The organism is Halobacillus dabanensis (assembly GCF_900114165.1).
Lineage (GTDB): Bacteria > Bacillota > Bacilli > Bacillales > Halobacillaceae > Halobacillus > Halobacillus dabanensis.
In genome coordinates this window covers 133,333-154,661 of the sequence record NZ_FOSB01000004.1, presented here as the reverse complement: position 1 = coordinate 154,661, position 21,329 = coordinate 133,333, and the positions used below count along the sequence as shown (strand labels likewise).

18 protein-coding genes, 1 pseudogene and 3 riboswitches are annotated in these 21,329 nt (G+C 44.5%); of the genes and pseudogenes, 18 read left to right on the top strand and 1 reads right to left on the bottom strand.

All coding sequences use genetic code 11. From position 1 onward, the window contains the following. Window positions 1-12: 12 nt before the first annotated feature. The 8 genes and pseudogenes from BMZ58_RS08530 to BMZ58_RS08495 all read left to right on the top strand — a co-directional run bounded on the left by BMZ58_RS08530 (window position 13) and on the right by BMZ58_RS08495 (window position 11,311). Window positions 13-747: a cytidylyltransferase domain-containing protein gene (locus tag BMZ58_RS08530; protein WP_075036133.1), complete on the top strand. Its 735-nt coding sequence runs from the start codon at window positions 13-15 to the stop codon at window positions 745-747. A 53-nt stretch (window positions 748-800) separates the two neighbouring features. Next, window positions 801-1,508, top strand: a complete 708-nt coding sequence (locus BMZ58_RS08525; protein ID WP_139207314.1) for a hypothetical protein — start codon at window positions 801-803, stop codon at window positions 1,506-1,508. 19 nt (window positions 1,509-1,527) lie between these two features. Beyond that, window positions 1,528-2,844, top strand: coding sequence for a methyltransferase domain-containing protein (locus tag BMZ58_RS08520; protein WP_075036131.1), 1,317 nt, complete (start codon window positions 1,528-1,530; stop codon window positions 2,842-2,844). Window positions 2,845-3,324: 480 nt separating this feature from the next. Further along, window positions 3,325-4,290, top strand: a complete 966-nt coding sequence (locus BMZ58_RS08515; protein ID WP_075036130.1) for an AAA family ATPase — start codon at window positions 3,325-3,327, stop codon at window positions 4,288-4,290. Further along, complete coding sequence (locus tag BMZ58_RS08510) at window positions 4,287-5,552, top strand: DUF58 domain-containing protein (protein ID WP_075036129.1); 1,266 nt, start codon at window positions 4,287-4,289, stop codon at window positions 5,550-5,552. Before BMZ58_RS08515 ends, BMZ58_RS08510 begins: the two co-directional genes overlap by 4 nt. Continuing rightward, window positions 5,552-7,753, top strand: a complete 2,202-nt coding sequence (locus tag BMZ58_RS08505) for a transglutaminase TgpA family protein (protein WP_075036128.1) — start codon at window positions 5,552-5,554, stop codon at window positions 7,751-7,753. Before BMZ58_RS08510 ends, BMZ58_RS08505 begins: the two co-directional genes overlap by 1 nt. A 34-nt stretch (window positions 7,754-7,787) precedes the next feature. After that, window positions 7,788-7,889, top strand: a riboswitch (purine riboswitch). A 141-nt stretch (window positions 7,890-8,030) separates the two neighbouring features. Further along, complete coding sequence (gene guaA, locus BMZ58_RS08500; RefSeq protein WP_075036127.1) at window positions 8,031-9,569, top strand: glutamine-hydrolyzing GMP synthase; 1,539 nt, start codon at window positions 8,031-8,033, stop codon at window positions 9,567-9,569. A 79-nt stretch (window positions 9,570-9,648) separates the two neighbouring features. Further along, a riboswitch (purine riboswitch) is annotated at window positions 9,649-9,751 on the top strand. Window positions 9,752-9,977: 226 nt separating this feature from the next. Further along, window positions 9,978-11,311, top strand: a pseudogene (locus BMZ58_RS08495) (NCS2 family permease). A 174-nt stretch (window positions 11,312-11,485) separates the two neighbouring features. Here BMZ58_RS08495 and BMZ58_RS08490 read toward each other — a convergent pair. Then, window positions 11,486-11,911 (bottom strand): Hsp20/alpha crystallin family protein, encoded by a 426-nt coding sequence (locus BMZ58_RS08490; protein ID WP_075036126.1) that lies wholly within the window; start codon window positions 11,909-11,911, stop codon window positions 11,486-11,488. Window positions 11,912-12,054: 143 nt separating this feature from the next. On the opposite strand from BMZ58_RS08490, the gene BMZ58_RS08485 reads away from it, so the two are divergent. The 10 genes from BMZ58_RS08485 (at window position 12,055) to purF (ending at window position 21,325) form a co-directional block, all read left to right on the top strand. Continuing rightward, window positions 12,055-12,624 carry a DUF2179 domain-containing protein gene (locus tag BMZ58_RS08485; RefSeq protein ID WP_075036125.1) on the top strand — a complete coding sequence of 190 codons (570 nt, stop codon included), beginning with the start codon at window positions 12,055-12,057 and terminating at the stop codon, window positions 12,622-12,624. Continuing rightward, window positions 12,593-12,793, top strand: a complete 201-nt coding sequence (locus tag BMZ58_RS08480) for an NETI motif-containing protein (RefSeq protein WP_075036124.1) — start codon at window positions 12,593-12,595, stop codon at window positions 12,791-12,793. The genes BMZ58_RS08485 and BMZ58_RS08480 overlap by 32 nt, the downstream gene beginning before the upstream one ends. A gap of 81 nt (window positions 12,794-12,874) precedes the next feature. Continuing rightward, a riboswitch (purine riboswitch) is annotated at window positions 12,875-12,975 on the top strand. A gap of 113 nt (window positions 12,976-13,088) precedes the next feature. Further along, the gene (gene purE, locus BMZ58_RS08475) at window positions 13,089-13,580 is read left to right on the top strand and encodes a 5-(carboxyamino)imidazole ribonucleotide mutase (RefSeq protein WP_075036123.1); all 492 of its coding nucleotides are present in this window, start codon (window positions 13,089-13,091) and stop codon (window positions 13,578-13,580) included. Further along, window positions 13,570-14,697 carry a 5-(carboxyamino)imidazole ribonucleotide synthase gene (gene purK, locus BMZ58_RS08470; protein WP_075036122.1) on the top strand — a complete coding sequence of 376 codons (1,128 nt, stop codon included), beginning with the start codon at window positions 13,570-13,572 and terminating at the stop codon, window positions 14,695-14,697. The genes purE and purK overlap by 11 nt, the downstream gene beginning before the upstream one ends. A 10-nt stretch (window positions 14,698-14,707) precedes the next feature. Next, window positions 14,708-16,000, top strand: coding sequence for an adenylosuccinate lyase (gene purB, locus BMZ58_RS08465; protein WP_075036121.1), 1,293 nt, complete (start codon window positions 14,708-14,710; stop codon window positions 15,998-16,000). A gap of 87 nt (window positions 16,001-16,087) precedes the next feature. Continuing rightward, window positions 16,088-16,810 carry a phosphoribosylaminoimidazolesuccinocarboxamide synthase gene (purC, locus tag BMZ58_RS08460; RefSeq protein WP_075036120.1) on the top strand — a complete coding sequence of 241 codons (723 nt, stop codon included), beginning with the start codon at window positions 16,088-16,090 and terminating at the stop codon, window positions 16,808-16,810. Next, window positions 16,798-17,043, top strand: coding sequence for a phosphoribosylformylglycinamidine synthase subunit PurS (gene purS, locus BMZ58_RS08455; RefSeq protein WP_075036119.1), 246 nt, complete (start codon window positions 16,798-16,800; stop codon window positions 17,041-17,043). Before purC ends, purS begins: the two co-directional genes overlap by 13 nt. A gap of 1 nt (window position 17,044) precedes the next feature. Next, window positions 17,045-17,728, top strand: coding sequence for a phosphoribosylformylglycinamidine synthase subunit PurQ (purQ, locus tag BMZ58_RS08450; RefSeq protein ID WP_075036118.1), 684 nt, complete (start codon window positions 17,045-17,047; stop codon window positions 17,726-17,728). Next, entirely contained in the window at window positions 17,712-19,937 is a 2,226-nt protein-coding gene (gene purL / locus BMZ58_RS08445) for a phosphoribosylformylglycinamidine synthase subunit PurL (protein WP_075036117.1), read from the top strand. The genes purQ and purL overlap by 17 nt, the downstream gene beginning before the upstream one ends. After that, the gene (gene purF, locus BMZ58_RS08440; RefSeq protein WP_075036116.1) at window positions 19,913-21,325 is read left to right on the top strand and encodes an amidophosphoribosyltransferase; all 1,413 of its coding nucleotides are present in this window, start codon (window positions 19,913-19,915) and stop codon (window positions 21,323-21,325) included. Before purL ends, purF begins: the two co-directional genes overlap by 25 nt. Window positions 21,326-21,329 lie beyond the last annotated feature (4 nt).

The window sequence follows — 21,329 nt, the reverse complement described above, 5'->3', positions numbered from 1 at the left end:
GGAGGTGAACCAATGAAAGTCACCGCTGTTGTTCAGGCGCGAATGGGATCTACAAGGCTTCCGGGAAAGGTTTTAAGACAAGTCAATGGGAAACCCTTGCTAGAGTACCAGATTGAGAGGATGAAGCGCTCGGAGAGAATCGACCAGCTCGTTGTCAGCACATCGAGGAGGTCCTTGGACGATCCGATCATAGAGTTGTGTCAGCGTTTGAAAGTCGATACATTCCGTGGGTCGGAGAAAGATGTCTTAGGAAGGTTCTATGAAACATGTGCGTACTATAAGGCAGACGCTGTTGTCAGGCTGACAGCAGATTGTCCATTAATCGATCCGGCTGTCATCGATAAAATCATCCACTACTTCTTAAAAAAATATCCCCGATACATGTATGTTTCCAACACAAGAAAACGCTCGTATCCTAGAGGGTTGGATACCGAAGTGTTCACATACGAAGCTCTCAAAGATGCCTACATGAATGCTAATTCCCCTCACGACCTTGAACACGTCACCCCTTTTATTATGAAACGGATCGGAGACGCAAGTATAGCCCAGGTATTGCATGATTCCGATGAAAGTCATCATCGCTGGACGGTGGACACACCGGAGGATTTTCAATTCGTATCGAAGGTTCTTGAGAGACTGTATCCGACAAATCCAACTTTTACATTTCAAGATATACTGGAAGTCTTGAGAAAGAACCCCGATTGGCAGGAGATTAATCGTCAAGTCAAGCAGAAAGGCGATCCTTAATTCGCTAACAAGAAAGGCTGTGAAGGAGATGAATTTAAAAAGGGTGGATGGTTGTGGATGTTCCAAGAGGGTTTAGTGCCATAGAAAGTTCTGCAGAGATAGTCAATATGCCATTATCGATGTGCTGTGACTGGCAAGGATTCACCTACACAATGAGTGGTTGGCATTATTTATGTGAGATGCTGCGAGAGTATAAATTGAAACCTAAAAACAATTACCGAAAATCTATTTTAAAGAAGTATTATGACAAGTATCAGCCATACTCCACGTTTGAATGTTTCTTATGTGAAGAAGAGTATGATCCGCTTCGGCATTCTACCCCATGGGTGCCGCTTCCATGGGAAAGCGCCTTTCGAATAAGGCTTTCAGATAATCAGCATTTCGGTCCCAATTCCAATACTTTCATTAGAAAAGAGTTTGTGCGGACCATTTCGCTTTATCACAGGTTGGAAAGTCAAGGATATCAGCCACAGGAAAATAAAGATGGATATATCCGTGGACATTTTTTGAAAAAGGGAGATGATTATCGATTCAAAGTTTCCGGGGGACAACATCGAATGGCTGCATTAGGAGTGCTCGGTCAAAAAGATCTCCATGTTAAAATCCAGCCGGATTGGAAAAGAGTCATCGATATCCAGCACATCCATCATTGGGAGCATGTCAAAAATGGAACTTATAGTGAAGAGGCAGCTAGAAAAATATTTAACTTCTATTTTGAAACGACAGGAATAGAAAAAGCAAAAAAATACGGGTTGCTATAAGGGGGGAGAAATCTGGGATATGACGATACCATCGGGGGCGGAGGCTTTGGATAGTTCTTCTCCAACTGTTAAGGTGCCTTTGAACAAGTGTGTGGATTGGCAAGGGTTCACTTATACGGCGCAAGGTTGGCACTATTTGTGTGAGACGATCAAAGAATATAAAAAGAAACCAAAAATTCAATATCGGAACTCAATACTGTATAAATACTACTCTCTTTATCAACCAAAATCGATGTTTGAATGTCTTATGTGTGAGGATGCGTATGATCCGTTGAACGGAGATGGACCGTGGGTACCTTTGCCCTGGGGAATGGGACATAGACGTGTCCTGGAAGAAGGGAACCAACATTACGGCCCGAATACGAACACATTCATAAGAAAAGAGTTTAAGAGATTAATTTATGTTTACGAAAAAATGAAAGTAGAAGGGTATCAACCTACCCAATATCATGATGGGTTCATAAAAGGTTATTTCTTGAAGAAGGGAAAGGATTACCGTTTTTTAATCACGGGAGGGCAACACCGGATAGCTGCTTTGTCCTTGTTAGGATATGACTCTATTCTGGCGAGAATTCCACCACGAAGAAAGAGAATCATCAATCTAGATGACATGATGGAATGGGAACAAGTCGTGAACGGGAATTATCCACCAGAGGTGGCCTCTCATGTGTTTCTTATGTACTTTGAGGCAAACGGAAGGGAAAAAGCGTTCTTGTATGGGCTGGCAAACATGAATGAAAGTAATTATTTTTTAAGGGGGAATCGGTTCGTGTATCAAGATATTTGGGTAAAAGGGAAACTCGTCAAGAAAGGGCTGAGGGAGTGTGTGAACAGGTATGAAAAAATAAAAGAGAAAATGATGGAATGGGATGATCCATTTACCGTGCTTGACCTCGGAGCTAACAATGGATATTTCTCTTTCCGGATAGCTGAAGACTTTAAAGTACCTGTGACTATGATAGAAGAGAAAAAAGAAGCCCGGAAAATTTATGATATGAATGAAAATCCTTATGTGACGCTTATGAACAGAAGGGTGGATATTGAAGAATTGAAGGAACTTTGTAAAGAAAAGAAGTTTGATGTAGTCCTCGCTTTGAGTGTCCTGCACCATTTCGATAACTATGAGGAAGTCATTGATGTGCTTTTTGCTCATTCGGAACATCTTTTTATCGAATCATCGGCGCAGGAAGAAGCGAAAGGTGGATATAGAAATTATACAGTGAAAGGAATTAACGATCTTTTAATGGGTAAACACCCTGAAATTTTGGCGTACACGGATAATATCAGGGGACTCGGGAAGCGTCCTCTTATGTATTTTAATAATCAGAAAGGTTAATGCCATCCCCTTTACTGGATACTTTTCCGGATAAAGGGGGTTTTGTTTTTTTGTCCTGGTTTTCACAAACCTGTTTCCTCGGGCATCAGAAATTATTCAACCGGACAGAAGCCGATATTGGCATCGCATTCCCAAGACCACAAATATAAAAGCCTCAGCTTTTCAAGCTGAGGCCCCTGCCACCTATACCTATACAAACTTTCGTCTCTTTTTATTAATATCTCTAATTAAGATGGCTCAAATTAAAGATATCATATTATGTAACATAAGTTAACCATTTATTGAAAAAATAACCTTTTATTTTCCAATTCAATTTGGGCTCTTCGACAATTTTTTCTGTTGCATGTATTGTTGATATGGCGGAATTTCCTTTAATACCCAGTGGGTCACATCCTTTGTCGATGTTTCCACCTTATAGTATAGTTATAATAAGCATGATAATTCTGAAAACAGTAATTCAGGGAGAAAGGGGTACACCAAATGACTCAGCAAACATTTTTGTATCAACCGAAAATATCGGATGTACTTAAAAATATAAGAAAAGTCATGATCGGAAAGGAAGAAGCGGCAATGCTAAGCGTCGTGGCATTACTCGCAAAAGGACATGTTCTATTGGAGGATGTTCCTGGCGTTGGAAAAACGATGCTGGTAAAGACGCTCGCGAAATCACTGGATTGCGATTTTAAGCGTATCCAATTCACTCCAGATCTACTCCCTTCTGATGTGACGGGTGTATCCATATATAATCCGAAAAGCATGGAATTCGAGTTCCGTCCAGGGCCTATCCTTGGAAATATAGTTTTAGCAGATGAGATCAATCGTACATCTCCGAAAACTCAGTCCTCCTTGTTAGAAGGCATGGAAGAGACGAGTATCACAGTGGATGGGAATACTGTTCCGCTTAGTGATCCATTTTTTGTCATGGCTACGCAGAACCCCATTGAATACGAAGGAACTTACCCTTTGCCTGAAGCACAGCTCGACCGTTTTCTGCTGAAAATGAAGATGGGGTATCCGAGTGCGAAACAGGAAATGGAAATGTTATCGAGGACTTCCAACGGTCATCCGATCGAAGAGATTTCTGCTGTGCTTACTCGTGAAGAGTTGGTAGGATTGCAAAAAGAAGTGGCAGAAGTGTATGTCGATCAAACCGTGAATCGCTATATCATTGATCTTGTTACAGGTACTCGTGCACACGAATCTGTCTATTTAGGTGTGAGTCCTCGTGGGTCGATTGCATTAATGAAAGCGGCAAAAGCCTATGCCTTTGTCCATGATCGTGATTATGTAATACCGGATGATGTCCAGTATATGGCTCCTTTTGTGTTGTCCCATCGGATGATTCTTACGTCTGAAGCACGATTTGAAGGGCACACTTCGGAGTCCATCATTGATAGTCTTGTATCTTCAACTTCCATCCCAGTTAAGAGGAACATCAGTGAATGAGACGAACGCTAGGATTCATTGGCAAATGTTGTGTCGTAGTGATGTTGTTTACTGTCCTATTTTCTTATGCCATGTTCCAGGGTGGCTTCGTTAGCTGGTTTCTCTTCTATGCCTTCCTGCCTTTCCTCGTTTATATGATAGCTGTTCTTTTTTATCCGATTAACAACTGGAAGATTGACCGAAAGCTTTCGAAGCGGATGGCGATGGGCAGTGAAACCGTAGATGTTGAGGTGACGATGGAGCGGAACATTCCCTTTCCTATCTATTATTGTGTCATTGAAGAGTATTTGCCAGAGTCACTGAAGAAAGTGGATGAACATCTTGAGAAATTCAAGGATATGGATAAAGAGAATCATTTTAATGAATCTCGCAAAGTAAAGCGAGTAGTGTTTCCATGGTTCAGCAAGAAAATCACATATCGCTATTCCTTAGAGAAACTGCCACGTGGAGAACATGTATTAAAGTCGATTCGTATTAAAACAGGAGACTTTTTCGGCTTTGTAAAAAAAGAGCACGTTTATCATCGGGAAAGTAAACTGCTTGTTTTTCCTTATTTGCGTCCTGTCAAAATGAAGGAACGTGTGTACAGTTTTGAGCAAGGCTCAAGTCCTTCGTTCAAGCTTAATGAAAAGAATACGAATGTTGTTTCAGGTGTCCGTGACTACATGCCGGGTGACCGGTTTGCGTGGGTGGACTGGAAGACGACAGCCAAGAAAAACGAAATGATGACCAAAGAGTTTGAACAGGAAAAAAGTGTTGATATGATGCTCATTTTGAACGCTGTTTATCATCCGGACCTGGGGGAGTTGAGTTTTGAAGGTGCGGTAGAATTTACCGCTTCTTTGCTGAAAGAATGTCATAAAAATTCGTCCCCAGTGGCATTCATGTCCCTTGGTGATGAGCGGAGGTATTTTCCTTTTCATCAGGACTATCAACATCAACAACAAATGCAAGGCCATTTGGCGAAGATTCGTCCGGTCGGCCGGATTCCTTTTGCTCAACAGTTAGAAAGGGAAAAATCGTCGATACCCAGCGGTGTAATGTTGATGGTTGTCAGTCATCATTTAGATCATGATATTCAAACGGCGATGAGTAAATTGGCGAAAAAAAGTAAGCGCCTCCTCTTTTTTTATGTACGCCCTCACGATCAGATGACCTTCCAGGATCACCAAAATGTGAAGCAATTGAAAAGCCAGGGTATCATCGTCAATGTTTTGAATGAAGAGCAATTAACGCAACAAGAATTCGAGGTGAACACGTGATGCAGGAGCGACAAACGTTCATCTATAAGCTTGTTTTGTATATTACGGGTTTCCTATTGTTTTGTGAGTGGCTTAGACCGTTGGAGTCTATATCGGAAACAAATGATGTGACCGTTTTCTTCATCTATGCAACGTTCTGCTTTTTTGTATCCTTTTTGCAGATCCCCTGGTATTTATCCATCCCGCTAAAAGGGCTTGGACTTGCCTTTATCATCGATGGGTTATACATCGCTGAGAGGATTTTTTCTCCTGATTGGTTCACTGTCATTTTTGAGCAAATCGTATTTAACATCCAGATGATCCAATCTCAGGAATGGTGGCAGATGACACCGTTGTTCCGCAGTTTATTGTTTTTGATTCTTCTATGGCTGATGAGTTATTTGCTCTACTATTGGTTTGTAGTGGCAGGAAGAATGCTTTTTTTCGTATTATTGACGCTTATCTTTGTTACCGTCACCGATACGTTCACACTGTATGATGGAAAGTGGGCCATTGTGCGTACCTTTATTTTAGGAATGGTCGCTCTTGGTCTATCAAGTTTTGCAAAAGAAATGGATAAAGAATCGATTGCATTTAAAGGGTTACAAAAAGCACATGTGTGGGCGCTTCCTTTACTTGCTATTATCCTTTGTTCATCAGCTGCTGCTTATGCGTCGCCAAAACTATCACCGCAATGGCCGGACCCTGTGCCGTACTTAGAGAGTGCAACAGGTGGACCTGGTCCTGGCGGAGAGGGGAATGGAACGGTTCAGAAAGTAGGTTATGGGGAAGATGATAGCAGACTCGGAGGTTCGTTCATCCAGGATGATACGCCTGTGTTTGAAGCTGTGGTTGATGGGGAGCGGTACTGGCGTATTGAATCAAAAGACACATACACAGGAAAAGGATGGGAAGACACGCTCGAAGAGCCTGTGACAAACATGGACCCCGGGAATATCACCTATGAAACCTTCGCAGACACCGTGGAAGTAGAGGAGCAGACTGCCCTCATAACCATGTCGGATCAAGCGTCCTTTCGTAAGTTGGTTTATCCGTATGGCTTAAGTTCTCTGATTAGGTATCCTGCGAATTATGATCTCCTTGTACACGAAAACACAGGAGAAATGGATACGGTTAAAGGTGATTCTCCGGCTAAATTGAATACAGCGATTATCAATTACGATTTTCCTGCATTTGAATATAATCAACTGAGGGAAGCAGGAGATGATGATCCTCAAGAAATTCGAGATCGCTATTTACAGCTCCCGGACGATTTGCCGAACAGAGTAAGAAATCTGGCTGGTGAAATCGTTCAGGAAGAGGAAAATCGGTATGATCGAGCAAAAGCGGTAGAATCCTATTTTTCATCGAATGGATTTGAGTATTCGACGACAGATGTAGCGGTACCGAGTGGGGATGAGGATTATGTCGATCAATTCTTGTTTGAAACGCAACTTGGTTATTGTGACAACTTCTCAACATCGATGGTTGTGTTGCTCCGCTCGGAAGGAATACCCGCCCGTTGGGTGAAAGGTTTTACTGGTGGTGAACGCGTAGATTCTCGTGAAACGTCTTTTACGGATGGAGTCAAAGACGTGTATGAGGTTACGAGTGAAAATGCCCACTCATGGGTCGAAGTGTACTTTCCTGATGTCGGTTGGGTTCCTTTTGAACCGACAAAAGGGTTTACGAACTCTACAGACTTCTATACAGATATCGATACAGATGATAGTGAAGACTCAGTAGCAACACCGGAAGAAAATGAGACTCCGGAGAATGACATGGGGAACCCTCAGCAAATGGAAGAAGAAGAGCAAAACTCAGATAGTGCGGGTGCAGATGGTTCTTCTGATCAAAACTATACATGGCTGTGGGTGATGCTTGCTATAGTAGGTGTTGCAGGGCTTGTGCTTTATGTGACCCGTTTCCGTTGGATGTCATTCTTCCTGATCTGGAAGTACCGGAAAAATAAGGATGAGAATACGTATGAAAAAGCGTATCTTTATCTACTGAAATTGCTCCACCATAAAGGGATTAAACGAGAACCGGAGCAAACGCTTCGTGATTACGCTAATAAAGTGGACCGGCATTACCAATCTAACGATATGCGTCGTCTCACTAACCATTACGAACGTGTGATTTATCGTAATGAATCCCAATACTCGCATTGGCCAAAGGTCACTGAATTATGGGAAAATTTAATTAAAAAGACATTGTCTTGATTCCTTTTCATGCGATTGATAGAATGAATGAAAATTATCAAATGCATTCTTCCTTCGTATATCCTCGAGAATAAGGCTCGAGAGTCTCTACCGGGGCACCGTAAACGCCCTGACTATGAAGGTGGGAATCACGTGACATGTATGTACATGGATGGATTTCTGCCTTCGTCGTTTTTTGAACAAGGTAGAAGCCATCCATTTTTTGTTTTGAAAAAGGTATACAATAGTTGAAGATCACTGAACAATAAAAGTATTATCAGACGAGGAGTGGAACAGTATGGAACAAGTGCAAGGTATGATTCTTGTTCTGGACTTCGGGAGCCAGTACAATCAGTTGATTACACGAAGAATCCGGGAATTTGGAGTGTACAGTGAGCTTCACTCTCACAAAATGAGCATAGAAGAAATTAAGGAACTGAATCCAAGTGGAATTATTCTATCCGGTGGGCCGAATAGTGTATATGGGGAAGAGAGTTTCCGTTGCGATGAGGATATTTTTGAACTAGGAATTCCTGTGCTTGGCATTTGTTATGGCATGCAATTGATGACACATCATTTTGGTGGAAAAGTAGAACGTGCCAAACAACGTGAATATGGAAAAGCGGACATCAATGTCGCTAAAGAGCCGGTCATTTTTGCTAAAACTCCTCGTGAACAGGCGGTGTGGATGAGCCACAGTGATAAAGTCATCGAAGCACCCGAAGGTTTCCAGGTGGATGCAACAAGTCCATCTTGTCCTGTTGCGGCAATCAGTAATGACGAAGCACGTATGTATGGCGTGCAGTTCCACCCAGAAGTCCGTCACTCGGAATACGGCAATGACCTTTTGCGCAGCTTTGTTTTTGACGTGTGTGAAGCGACAGACGACTGGACGATGGAGCACGTCGTCGAAATGGAAGTAGAAAAGATCCGCGAAAAAGTCGGAGATCGCAAAGTGTTGTGTGCGCTTAGTGGAGGTGTCGATTCTTCTGTGGTAGCGGCTTTAATTCACCGTGCGATTGGTGATCAACTGACATGTATTTTTGTCGATCACGGTTTACTGCGAAAGAATGAAGCGGACGATGTCATGCGGACGCTTGGAGACGGCTTTAACATGAACATCATCAAAATCGATGCCAAAGAACGCTTTATGAGTAAGCTTGCAGGTGTTTCGGATCCCGAGAAAAAGCGTAAAATCATCGGGAACGAATTCATTTATGTGTTTGATGATGAAGCAGATAAATTGAAAGAGATCGACTTCCTGGCTCAAGGGACGCTTTATACAGATATTATTGAAAGTGGTACAGAAACAGCGCAAACGATCAAGTCGCATCATAACGTCGGAGGACTTCCGGAGGATATGCAGTTTGACCTGATTGAACCGCTCAATACTTTATTTAAAGACGAAGTGCGTGCGCTTGGGACAGAGCTCGGTGTGCCGGAGCATATCGTCTGGCGTCAACCATTTCCTGGTCCAGGCCTTGCCATTCGTGTTCTTGGTGAAGTGACAGAAGAAAAACTGGAAATCGTCCGTGAATCAGATGCAGTCTTACGTGATGAAATCAAAAATGCCGGTTTGGATCGGGACATTTGGCAATACTTTACTGTACTTCCTGATATTCGCTCGGTTGGTGTCATGGGTGATGAACGTACCTATGACTATACCATCGGCATTCGTGCTGTCACATCGATTGATGGAATGACATCTGACTGGGCACGTATTCCATGGGATGTTTTGGAGAGAATCTCGACACGTATTGTGAATGAAGTCGACCATATTAATCGTGTAGTTTATGACGTAACTAGCAAGCCGCCTGCGACAATTGAATGGGAATAATCGGACGAAATAACATTTTAAAATTAAAATGTTCGTGTTTAGGGTTGACGAAAGTTGTCGAACCTTGTAATATAAAGACAAATTAATAAAGCAACACCGTCGTATAATTTTGGGAATATGGCCCATGAGTTTCTACCAGGCTACCGTAAATCGGTCTGACTACGTTGGTGAATAGACGATGATGGATCTTTAATCGGTCTGTCTGTCGTCCGTTTCCTTCGTATATATGTAGACACTTATGGAATTTCCATGAGTGTCTTTTTTATTTTAGAGGCATCCAATGAATTGTTACCGGTATAAGAAACAGAATAAAGATATCGGACAGACGGTAGACTACCAGGTATGAAAAATAGAGAGAGAGTGTGCCTGGTACGAATAAAGAGAGAGGGAAAAGGGGAGGAAACAGGAATGAGTAAGTTTTTTAAATTTAAGGAGTTTGGAACATCTTATCGCAGGGAGTTCATGGCGGGTCTTACAACATTCTTAGCAATGGCCTACATTTTATTCGTTAACCCATCTACATTAGCACTGGATGGAATCGAACAGCTTCCAGACGGGGTGACGCGAATTGACAAAGGAGCGGTCTTTACGGCGACAGCGATTGCTGCTGCGATCGGTACGCTGATCATGGGTCTTTTCGCAAGGTATCCAATCGCCTTGGCTCCAGGAATGGGATTGAACGCATTCTTTGCTTATACGGTTGTTTTAGGTTTTGGTATTCCATGGGAAACGGCCCTCGCAGGCGTCTTAGCTTCTGGACTTATTTTTATTGTATTAACAGTTACCGGCCTGCGTACGTTGATCATTGATGCTATCCCGGCCAACTTGAAGCTTGCGGTTGGAGCTGGTATTGGATTGTTCATTGCTTTTATCGGTTTTCAAAACTCCGGAATTGTCCAAAATAGTGATGCAACCTTGGTGGAGTTGGGTGATTTAACAGCTGGTCCGACCCTGCTAGCGATTTTCGGGATCATTGTCAGTGTAATGTTGTTGGCAATGGGATTAAAAGGTGGCATCTTTTACGGAATGGTATTGACTGCGATTGCTGGAATGGTGACAGGGCTGATCGCTCCGCCTTCTGGTATGGGGGATATTATTGGTTCCGCACCGAGTGTAGCGCCAACATTCGGCGCAGCATTTACTCATTTCGGTGATATTTTCACGATTGAAATGCTTGTCGTTATTTTGACGTTCTTGTTCGTCGACTTTTTCGATACTGCAGGAACACTAGTAGCCGTAGCGACTCAGGCAGGATTTATGAAAGACAATAAATTGCCACGTGCCAATCGTGCATTGTTCGCTGATTCTGCAGCAACTGTTGTAGGTGCGGTTGTCGGAACATCGACTACGACTTCTTACATCGAATCGACAGCGGGTGTCGGAGCCGGTGGGCGGACAGGATTTACTTCTGTTGTAACGGCTGGTTTTTTCATTCTGGCTCTTTTCTTCTCACCTTTATTATCTGTGGTAACTGCAGAGGTGACGGCCCTGCGTTGATCATTGTCGGTGTGTTGATGGCTTCTACGCTGAAAAATATCGACTGGGATCAGTTTGAAATTGCGGTACCTGCATTCCTCACTATTGCAGCGATGCCGATGACGTATAGTATTGCAACAGGGATTGCGATCGGCTTCATTTTCTATCCGATCACAATGTTGTTAAAAGGCCGTGCTAAAGAGATTCACCCGATCATGTATTTCCTTTTCGTCATTTTTATCTTGTACTTTATCTTCCTGGCGTAGGGAATACGGATAAAATAGGGCGAGTAGCGGATATATATATAAAGTAGCGGATATATCGCAAGAAGTGGCGGATATATTTAAAAAAGTAGTGGATATATCAGGTGGAGCGGCGGATATATCCACAAATGCAAAAAGAAAAAAGAAACCGGCAGTTCGCCTATGTGGCTGCCGGTTTTATTCATCTTCAAGGTGGCGAATGGTAATCGGACGCTGGCGGGTCGAATCAGAAATGTAGCGGTGTAACTGAACAATGAGCAGTCCATGTTTATAAGTCGCTTCCACTTTATCATGCCTTACTGGAAAGGGGAGATCGATGCTGCGTTCAAAAGTTCCATCTGCGATTTCTGATTTAATCTGATGTCCCCCACGGTTGTTGATCTCAATCTTGCCACGTAATGTTAGCGTAGAATGGTCCACAAGAACGTCCACGTTTTTCGGGTGATTCATGCCGGGGATGTTCACAAAACAAAGCAGTTCGTTGTCATACTGATACAAGTTGATGGCTGGAATGGATGGTTTCATCATTCCTTCGAATTCGCCCCAAAAATCCTGGCCGAAAAAGCGATCGAGGTTGCCTTTCCAATCTTTGAACTGGTTCATTTGATCAGCCTCCAAAAAATGTCATAGATTGCGATGAAAACTTATTGTGCATGCCTCTTCTCATGGTTTATAGTTTATGCAAAGAACATCGTCTAGGTGAATGTCCTAATTTGTGGATGCCCCTGGCGTAGGAGGCTGCATCTATGTTAGAAAACCCATTAATGCTTATTGCGATTATTTTGGCTGTCAATGTTGTTTATGTCTCGTTTTTTACCCTCCGGATGATTTTCACTCTGAAGGGACAGCGTTATTTTGCCGCATTCATCAGCATGTTTGAGATTGTCGTGTACATTTACGGTCTCGGTTTGGTGCTTGACCGTTTGGATCAAATTGAGAACGTCATCGCGTACGCCGTCGGGTATGGCCTTGGTGTAATTGTGGGGATGAAGATTGAAGAGAAGCTCGCACTCGGGTATATTACAGTTAATGTGATATCTTCAGACCCAGACATCGAATTTACCCGTATGCTCCGTGAGAAAGGGTACGGTGTCACGAGTTGGTATGCTTATGGTATGGAAGGTGACCGCCTGGCGATGCAAATTTTGACTCCACGGAAATATGAGCTTGCTTTGTATGAAACGATTCGGTACATCGATCCGAAGGCATTTATCGTGGCTTATGAGCCAAAGCAAATCCATGGTGGGTTCTGGGCAAAATCTGTAAAGAGAGGAAAGATTCGCGATGCCCAAAAAGAACAACAAGAAGCGCTTTGAAGTCGGTGAAAAAGAAACGATCGGTCAATGTCTCGATCGAATGAAAAAAGAAGGGTACACTCCGATCAGGCGAGCGGAAGAACCGATATTCCGTGAAGAAACACGGAATGGAGAAAAAGTGATGGAGCCTGTCGGGAAGACCATCGTTTTTCAAGCGGTGAAAGAATAAAACCGAACAATTATTTATCAAGTTTCTATTAATGTTCGATATTAGCGTTGACATTTGCTAGTCAGTCTTGATAAGATGAAGGCAGAATTGCATAGACGACCTCATATATGACGGGGATATGGCCCGTACGTCTCTACCTGGGAACCGTAAATTTCCGGACTATGAGGGGAGTTTAAGCTTTTTAAGCTTTCTCAGGCCGGAGACACGTATGCCTGTTCGACTCCTCTCATTATAGAGGGGCGTCGAACAGGTTTTTTTATGTTTTAAATCACTTTTATAGGAAAAGAGGGATTGGATGACAAGTGTTGGCGTGATCATGGGGAGTATATCAGACTGGGAAACAATGAAACCCGCGTGCGATATTCTTGACGAATTGGCAATCGGTTATGAAAAGGAAATTATTTCTGCGCACCGTACGCCTGAAGATATGTTTACTTACGCTGAAACAGCCCGTGAAAAAGGTTTGAAGGTGATCATCGCAGGTGCAGGTGGAGCGGCTCATTTGCCAGGTATGGTGGCTGCGAAAACCACGCTTCCTGTTATAGGTGTCCCGGTTGAATCGAAAGCATTGCAAGGATTGGATTCCCTTTTGTCAATCGTTCAAATGCCAGGAGGGGTTCCTGTAGCTACCGTTGCTATCGGGAAGGCTGGAGCGAAAAATGCAGGTTTGCTCGCTGCAGAGATGATTGGAGCCTTCGATTCGGAAGTTGCTTCAAGGCTCTCCGATTACCGCCAGCAAATGGTAGAAAAAGTCGATGGAATGAGGAGGGATTTGCTTGAAACATAATGTGGTCCGTACAGGAAGAACCATCGGTATTCTTGGTGGAGGACAACTTGGCAGAATGATGGCTGTCGCTGCCAGACATATGGGGTACCGGATAGCTGTCCTTGATCCTACAGAAAATTGCCCCTGTGCATCGGTAGCTGATGAACAGATTATCGCTGCGTACGATGACTTAGAAGCGGCGGAACAGTTAAGTCGCTTGAGTGATGTGATTACGTACGAGTTTGAAAACGTCGACCTTGAAGTGGCGCGATTGTTTGAGTCTAAGAGGAAAATGCCCCAAGGATCTCTCGCCCTGGAAGTGACCCAAAATCGTGAGAAGGAAAAAGAGGTGGCGGTCGAAGCAGGGCTCGTTGTTCCGACTTATCGTATTGTTCATAGTTTTGACCAATTAGTGGATGCGCTTGATGCCATTGGTTTTCCGGCTGTTATCAAGACGGTAAGCGGGGGATACGATGGAAAAGGTCAATTGAAAATCGAGCAGAAGGATAACTTAGAGGATGCTCGTTTGTTTATGGAAAATGGAGATACTTATATTGTTGAAGAGTGGCTATCCTTCGATTTGGAAGTCTCTCAAGTTTTTACCCGGGGGATGGACGGACGAATCGAACTGTTCCCACTTGCAGAAAATATTCATAAAAACCATATCTTGCATGAAACGCGGGTACCTGCAGCTGTGCCAGAAAATGTTCGGGAAAAAGCGCGTCAGGTGGTAGAGGCATTGGCGGAGCGGATCGGTGTTGTCGGCACATTTGCTGTGGAAATGTTCGTCCGCGGGGAAGATGTGTTCATCAATGAAATGGCACCACGCCCTCATAATTCCGGGCATTATACTATTGAAGCTTGTAATGTTTCGCAATTCGAACAGCATATCCGCGCTATTTGTGGCCTGCCTCTTCTTCCTGTCCATTCTTTCGGAGCAGCGGTGATGGTGAACATGCTCGGTAAACACCGTGGTATTCTCGTGGATCGATTAGAAGAGTATAGCGGCTTCCATTTTCATGATTATGGAAAAAAAGAAGCGCGGACGAATCGAAAGATGGGCCACCTCACTTTTATAGGAGAAAATTTAGAAGAGATAGACGAACGAATATCACAAAATCAGATTCATTTATGGTAGGAGGAAGACAATGATAGAACGTTATACACGCCCTGAGATGGGGGCGATTTGGACAGAAGAGAATCGTTATCAAGCATGGCTGGAGGTAGAACTTTTAGCCTGTGAAGCGTGGAGTGAACTTGGGGTCATTCCTAAAGAAGATGTAGAGAAATTGCGTGAAAAAGCCTCTTTTTCCATTTCACGAATTCATGAGATTGAAGCAGAGACGCGTCACGATGTTGTCGCTTTTACAAGAGCTGTTTCTGAAACAGTCGGGGATGAGCGGAAATGGGTGCATTATGGACTGACTTCGACGGATGTCGTTGATACGGCACTTTCCTATCAATTAAAGCAAGCGAACGAAATCATCCGCAAAAACTTAGTGGACTTTATTGAGATTCTTGCTGACAAAGCACGCGAGCACAAACACACAGTCATGATGGGGCGTACGCACGGGGTGCACGCAGAGCCGACAACGTTCGGTTTGAAACTGGCTTTGTACTACGAAGAAATGAAGCGAAACCTGGAGCGTTTAGACCTTGCGATGAAGCAAATGGAAGTTGGGAAGCTATCAGGAGCTGTCGGTACGTATGCGAATATTGACCCGTATGTAGAAGAGTATGTGTGTGAAAAGCTTGGCCTATCAGCTGCTCCAGTTTCCACTCAGACGCTGCAGCGGGATCGCCATGCTCATTATGTATCCACGTTAGCTTTGGTAGCGACCTCTATAGAGAAAATCGCTGTTGAAATTCGCGGCCTTCAAAAAACGGAGACAAGAGAAGTGGAAGAATTTTTCGCTAAAGGTCAAAAAGGATCTTCTGCGATGCCGCACAAACGTAATCCGATCGGGTCCGAGAACATGACGGGGATGGCGCGCGTGTTGCGCGGAAACATGATGACAGCATTTGAGAATGTTCCTCTGTGGCATGAACGTGACATTTCCCACTCTTCTGCTGAGCGTATTATTCTGCCTGACGCTACGATTGCATTGAACTATATGCTGAACCGCTTTGGTAACATCGTGAAGAACTTGACTGTCTTCCCTGAGCGTATGCAGGAAAACATGGAGAAGACTTATGGATTGATTTTCTCCCAGCGTGTATTGCTGACGTTGATCGATGAAGGAATGGTGCGGGAAGAAGCCTACGACCTCGTTCAGCCGAAAGCAATGGAAGCGTGGGAGCGCGGGGTGCCGTTCCGTGACTTGATTGAAGCGGACGACAAGATTACCTCCACCTTATCTCAAGAACAACTGGATGCGTGCTTTGACTACAAGCACCACCTAAAACAAGTCGACCGCATCTTCGACCGTATCGGACTGTAATGGTAAAAACTGTAAGACCTGGTACACCATTTTATGGTGTACCAGGTCTTACAAAAAAATCCAATTCTTAAGCGGGGTGTTTCTTCTATGAAGGGTTCATTATTATACGAAGGAAAAGCGAAGCGAGTTTATCATACAACAGACGAGTCTGAACAACTCATTTTATCTTATAAAGACGATGCAACAGCATTCAATGGCGAGAAGAAGAGCGAGTTTGCGGGGAAAGGACGCCTCAATAACTTGATCACCTCGAAAGTTTTTCAATATTTACATCAACACAACATCACGACCCACTTTATCGAAGCTTTGAACGAGACCGAACAACTGGTCAGACGCACGACAATCATTCCTCTTGAAGTAGTCGTCCGCAACCAGGCTGCTGGCAGTATCACCCGCCGGCTTGGAATCCAGGAGAAAACGGGCTTCACCCCACCAATCATTGAATTGTTTTACAAAAAAGACGAATTGAATGACCCGCTCATTAACGATGTCCATGCATATCATCTGACGGACATCACGGAACAGGAACTCACATTCATCAAACAGGAAGCACTTGAAATCAATCAAACTTTACAACAACTATTCCTTAAAGCAGGGCTGACGCTTGTCGATTTTAAACTGGAATTCGGCCGTCTCGCTGATGGATCTATCGTATTATCAGATGAAGTATCTCCTGACACCTGCAGGCTTTGGGATAGGAATACAGGAGAAAAATTGGATAAAGACGTATTTCGTGAAGGCACAGGCAATTTGATTGATACGTACGAGAATATCTTACATCGACTGGAGGAGAGCGTATGCGTAAAGTAAAGATCCATATCACATTAAAAGAAGGAGTCCTTGACCCTCAGGGAAAAGCGGTCCAGAATTCACTGAAATCCCTCGAATATAACAATGTCCAGGAAGTTCGTGTCGGAAAATACATGGAAGTACTGGTAGAAGATACGGAAAATATCGAAGCACAAATCGACCAGATGTGTGACCAGCTCCTTGCAAATCCTGTCATCGAGAATTACAGCTATACCATTGAGGAGGCTGTCTAACATGAAGTTCGCTGTGATTGTTTTTCCGGGTTCGAATTGCGACCGTGATATGTACTTCGCTGCCAAAGATCAGCTTGGGGAAGAAGCAGATCTTGTCTGGTATAAGGAAGCGAATCTAGCAAACTATGATGCCATTCTATTACCGGGAGGCTTCTCCTATGGAGACTACTTGCGTTCAGGGGCGATTGCATCCACTTCAAATGTGGTCGAGCAAATCCGCCAAGCGGCAGAAGCTGGTAAGCCTGTCCTCGGAGTGTGCAATGGCTTCCAGATCCTTCTCGAAATGGGCCTCTTACCTGGCGCCATGCTGCCGAACGAAAAGCTGAAGTTCATGTGCCATTATGAAACACTGAACGTTGAGAACGCAGATACGATTTTCACCAAACATTACGAACAACAGGAAAAAATCGAAATTCCAATCGCTCATGGAGACGGGAATTATTTTTGCGATGAAGAAACGCTCCAGCAGCTTCGTGAAAACAATCAGATTGTCTTCACTTATGAGGAAAACCCGAACGGATCTGTCGGCAATATTGCTGGTATTGTCAATGAAAAGGGCAATGTGCTTGGGATGATGCCTCACCCGGAAAGGGCTGTAGAAGCTCTGCTCGGTCATGATGACGGCTTACGGTTATTTCAATCGATTTTGACAAACTGGAGGGAACAACATGCCATCAATGCTTGAGATCAGTCCAGAAATGATTGAAGAACAGCGTGTCTATGCAGACATGGGGCTGACAGACGAAGAATACACATCGGTTCGCTCGATCCTCGGTCGCCGTCCGAATTACACGGAAATAGGTTTGTTCTCGGTCATGTGGTCCGAACACTGCAGCTACAAAAACTCGAAGCCACTTTTGAAAAAATTCCCGACAGAAGGGGCACATGTGTTGCAAGGGCCCGGGGAAGGTGCCGGAATCATTGATATCGGAGATGAACAGGCTGTCGTTTTCAAAATCGAAAGTCATAACCATCCATCTGCTGTAGAACCGTATCAAGGGGCAGCAACAGGTGTCGGCGGAATTTTACGCGATGTTTTCTCGATGGGAGCCCGTCCGATTGCTTTGCTGAACTCCTTACGTTTTGGTTCTTTGCAACAGCCCCGTGTGAAATACCTTTTTGAAGAAGTTGTCCGCGGAATCGCTGGCTATGGCAACTGTGTCGGTGTTCCGACGGTTGGTGGCGAAGTTCAATTTGACGATGCATACAACGGTAATCCGCTTGTCAATGCGATGTGTGTCGGGTTGATCGAACACAAAGATATACAAAAGGGGATCGCGGCCGGAGTTGGCAATACGGTCATGTATGTCGGTGCTAAAACAGGACGTGATGGGATTCACGGTGCGACCTTCGCTTCAGAAGAATTATCGGAAGCTTCTGAAGAAAAGCGTCCATCTGTCCAGGTTGGGGATCCGTTTATGGAAAAATTACTCATCGAAGCTTGCCTGGATGTCATCCAGCATGATGCCCTCGTTGGTATTCAGGATATGGGTGCAGCAGGGCTCACGTCTTCAGCAAGTGAAATGGCAAGTAAAGCAGGTACAGGCATGACGATGAACCTCGATCTTATTCCACAGCGGGAACAAAACATGTCTGCCTATGAAATGATGCTCTCTGAATCTCAGGAACGTATGCTTCTTGTTGTGGAAAAAGGACGGGAAGATGAGATTGCGAGTGTTTTCCGTAAGTATAACCTGGAAGCGGTAGCCGTAGGAGAAGTGACGGACAATAAACGTTTCCGTCTTGAGCACCACGGGGATGTAGTCGCTGACGTACCGGTCGATTCGCTTGCGGAAGATGCTCCTGTCTATCATCAGCCGTCCCGCATTCCAGACTATTATCAATCGTTTCAACGGATGGAAAACTACCTGCCTTCCGTTACTGATTACCGCGAAACATTACTAGATTTACTGAAGCAACCAACCATCGCGAGCAAAGAATGGGTGTATGATCAATACGATTCGATGGTTCAGACGAATACGGTCATCACTCCTGGATCTGATGCAGCAGTTCTCCGGGTACGTGGAACGAAAAAAGCGTTAGCGATGACAACAGACTGTAACTCCCGCTACATTTACGTCGATCCCGAAGTTGGCGGAAAAATTGCTGTTGCCGAAGCAGCAAGGAATATCGTTTGTTCTGGTGGCCGCCCACTCGGAATTACAGATGGATTGAATTTCGGATCTCCTGAGAACCCGGAGATTTTCTGGCAAATGGAGAAAAGTGTGGAGGGCATGAGTGAAGCATGCCGCGAACTCGAAACACCTGTTATTGGTGGCAATGTCAGCTTGTACAATGAATCTTTCGGAGGAAAAGCGATCTATCCAACACCGGTAGTCGGCATGGTAGGTTTAATTGACGACGTGGAACATATCACTACTTCACACGCTAAAAAAGCAGGCGACTTGTTGTATGTGATTGGAGAATCGAAACCAGAATTTGGTGGCAGTGAATTGCAGGGGGTACTAGAAGGCGGACACTTCGGCCAGGCGCCGGTTCTTGATTTACAAACAGAAGCTATCAGACAAAAGCAACTGCTTACAGCTATCCGTTCTGGTCTTGTAGAGTCAGCACATGATATCGCAGAAGGCGGTCTTTCTGTCGCCCTTGCAGAAATGTTGTTCCATGACGAACTTGGGTGTGAGGTAACTCTTAGTGGAGAGCTAGTTTCCGAACTCTTTGCTGAAACGCAATCCCGTTTCCTTGTCACCGTAAACCCGGCACATCAACAAGCATTCGAACAGGCAGTCACAGATGCACGTGCAATTGGAACCGTAACGGATGATGGCATCTATCGAATTCGCCAGAAAGAAGTCGTGCTGGAAGAAAAGACATCAGTGCTCAAAGAAGCGTGGAAAGGAGCCATTGCATGCTTGGTGAAATCAAAGGTTTAAATGAAGAATGCGGGATTTTCGGTGTGTGGGGGCATTCAGAATCAGCGCAGTTGACGTATTATGGTTTGCACGCCCTGCAGCACCGCGGACAAGAAGGGGCGGGCATTGTCACGACTGATGGAGAACAGTTGAAGCTTGCCAAAGGTCACGGTTTGATCAATGAAGTCTTTTCTCAACACCGTCTCGAAGATTTGAATGGCCATGGATCCATCGGTCATGTTCGCTATGCGACCGCAGGAGACGGGGGATATGAAAATATTCAACCGCTCCATTTCCGTTCCCAAACAGGTGGACTCGCCCTTGCTCATAATGGAAACCTCGTCAATGCGCAAGCTTTGAAAAATCAACTGGAGGCGCAAGGAAGCATTTTACAGACGACATCGGACACAGAAGTGGTCGCCCATTTAATCAAGCGGGCCCGTCATTTACCGCTTGAACAAGCGATCATGGAAGCTTTGTCGATGATTAAAGGGGCGTATGCCTTTTTAGTGATGACAGAAGATCGGATGTTTGTCGCCAATGACCCGCGTGGGTTACGCCCGCTTAGCCTCGGCCATCTTGGTGATTCATGGGTCGTCTCTTCGGAAACGTGCGCCTTTGATGTGATCGGTGCGACATATGAGCGGGAAATTAAACCAGGGGAACTGCTCGTCATCTCTGATGAAGGCATCGAATCCAAACGCTTTTCCGCCCCTATTCAACGGACGCTCTGTTCGATGGAATATGTATACTTTTCAAGACCAGACAGTAACCTGGACGGGAAAAATGTACACGCATCAAGGAAAAGAATGGGCAAATCGCTGGCAGAAGAAGCTCCTGTTGAGGCAGATGTCGTGACAGGCGTGCCTGACTCAAGTATTTCAGCAGCTATCGGTTATGCAGAGGCTTCAGGAATACCTTATGAGCTCGGCTTGATCAAAAATCGTTATGTCGGTCGAACCTTTATACAGCCGTCCCAAGAGCTTCGCGAGCAAGGAGTAAAAATGAAATTGTCTGCAGTAAGGGGAATTGTCGAAGGGAAAAGGGTCGTGATGGTTGATGACTCCATTGTAAGAGGTACGACAAGTCGGCGGATCGTCAAAATGCTGAAAGAAGCAGGTGCGAAAGAAGTTCATGTAAGAATTGCTTCCCCTCCGATTGAAAACCCTTGTTATTACGGGATCGACACGTCCAATAGCGGGGAATTGATTGCTGCCAATCATTCCGTAGAGGAAATCGAGACGCAAATTGGTGCCGACAGTCTCTCCTTTTTATCTGTAGAAGGATTGAATGACAGCATCTATCAGGGGGAGGAGTCGCTTGAACATGGTGGCTGCATGGCTTGTTTTACAGGCAAATACCCGACAGAAATTTATCCGAATACGATGCATCCATATGAAAAGGCATAGGAGG

Bases quoted from the DNA above. Each gene is read 5' to 3' on its own strand.
- purE (WP_075036123.1), top strand. From the start codon at position 13,089: ATGACAAGTGTTGGCGTGATCATGGGGAGTATATCAGACTGGGAAACA.
- guaA (WP_075036127.1), top strand. From the start codon at position 8,031: ATGGAACAAGTGCAAGGTATGATTCTTGTTCTGGACTTCGGGAGCCAG.
- purQ (WP_075036118.1), top strand. From the start codon at position 17,045: ATGAAGTTCGCTGTGATTGTTTTTCCGGGTTCGAATTGCGACCGTGAT.
- purB (WP_075036121.1), top strand. From the start codon at position 14,708: ATGATAGAACGTTATACACGCCCTGAGATGGGGGCGATTTGGACAGAA.
- BMZ58_RS08530 (WP_075036133.1), top strand. From the start codon at position 13: ATGAAAGTCACCGCTGTTGTTCAGGCGCGAATGGGATCTACAAGGCTT.
- purS (WP_075036119.1), top strand. From the start codon at position 16,798: ATGCGTAAAGTAAAGATCCATATCACATTAAAAGAAGGAGTCCTTGAC.
- purL (WP_075036117.1), top strand. From the start codon at position 17,712: ATGCCATCAATGCTTGAGATCAGTCCAGAAATGATTGAAGAACAGCGT.
- BMZ58_RS08520 (WP_075036131.1), top strand. From the start codon at position 1,528: ATGACGATACCATCGGGGGCGGAGGCTTTGGATAGTTCTTCTCCAACT.
- BMZ58_RS08485 (WP_075036125.1), top strand. From the start codon at position 12,055: ATGTTAGAAAACCCATTAATGCTTATTGCGATTATTTTGGCTGTCAAT.
- BMZ58_RS08510 (WP_075036129.1), top strand. From the start codon at position 4,287: ATGAGACGAACGCTAGGATTCATTGGCAAATGTTGTGTCGTAGTGATG.
- BMZ58_RS08480 (WP_075036124.1), top strand. From the start codon at position 12,593: ATGCCCAAAAAGAACAACAAGAAGCGCTTTGAAGTCGGTGAAAAAGAA.
- purF (WP_075036116.1), top strand. From the start codon at position 19,913: ATGCTTGGTGAAATCAAAGGTTTAAATGAAGAATGCGGGATTTTCGGT.
- BMZ58_RS08515 (WP_075036130.1), top strand. From the start codon at position 3,325: ATGACTCAGCAAACATTTTTGTATCAACCGAAAATATCGGATGTACTT.
- BMZ58_RS08505 (WP_075036128.1), top strand. From the start codon at position 5,552: ATGCAGGAGCGACAAACGTTCATCTATAAGCTTGTTTTGTATATTACG.
- purC (WP_075036120.1), top strand. From the start codon at position 16,088: ATGAAGGGTTCATTATTATACGAAGGAAAAGCGAAGCGAGTTTATCAT.
- BMZ58_RS08490 (WP_075036126.1), bottom strand. From the start codon at position 11,911: ATGAACCAGTTCAAAGATTGGAAAGGCAACCTCGATCGCTTTTTCGGC.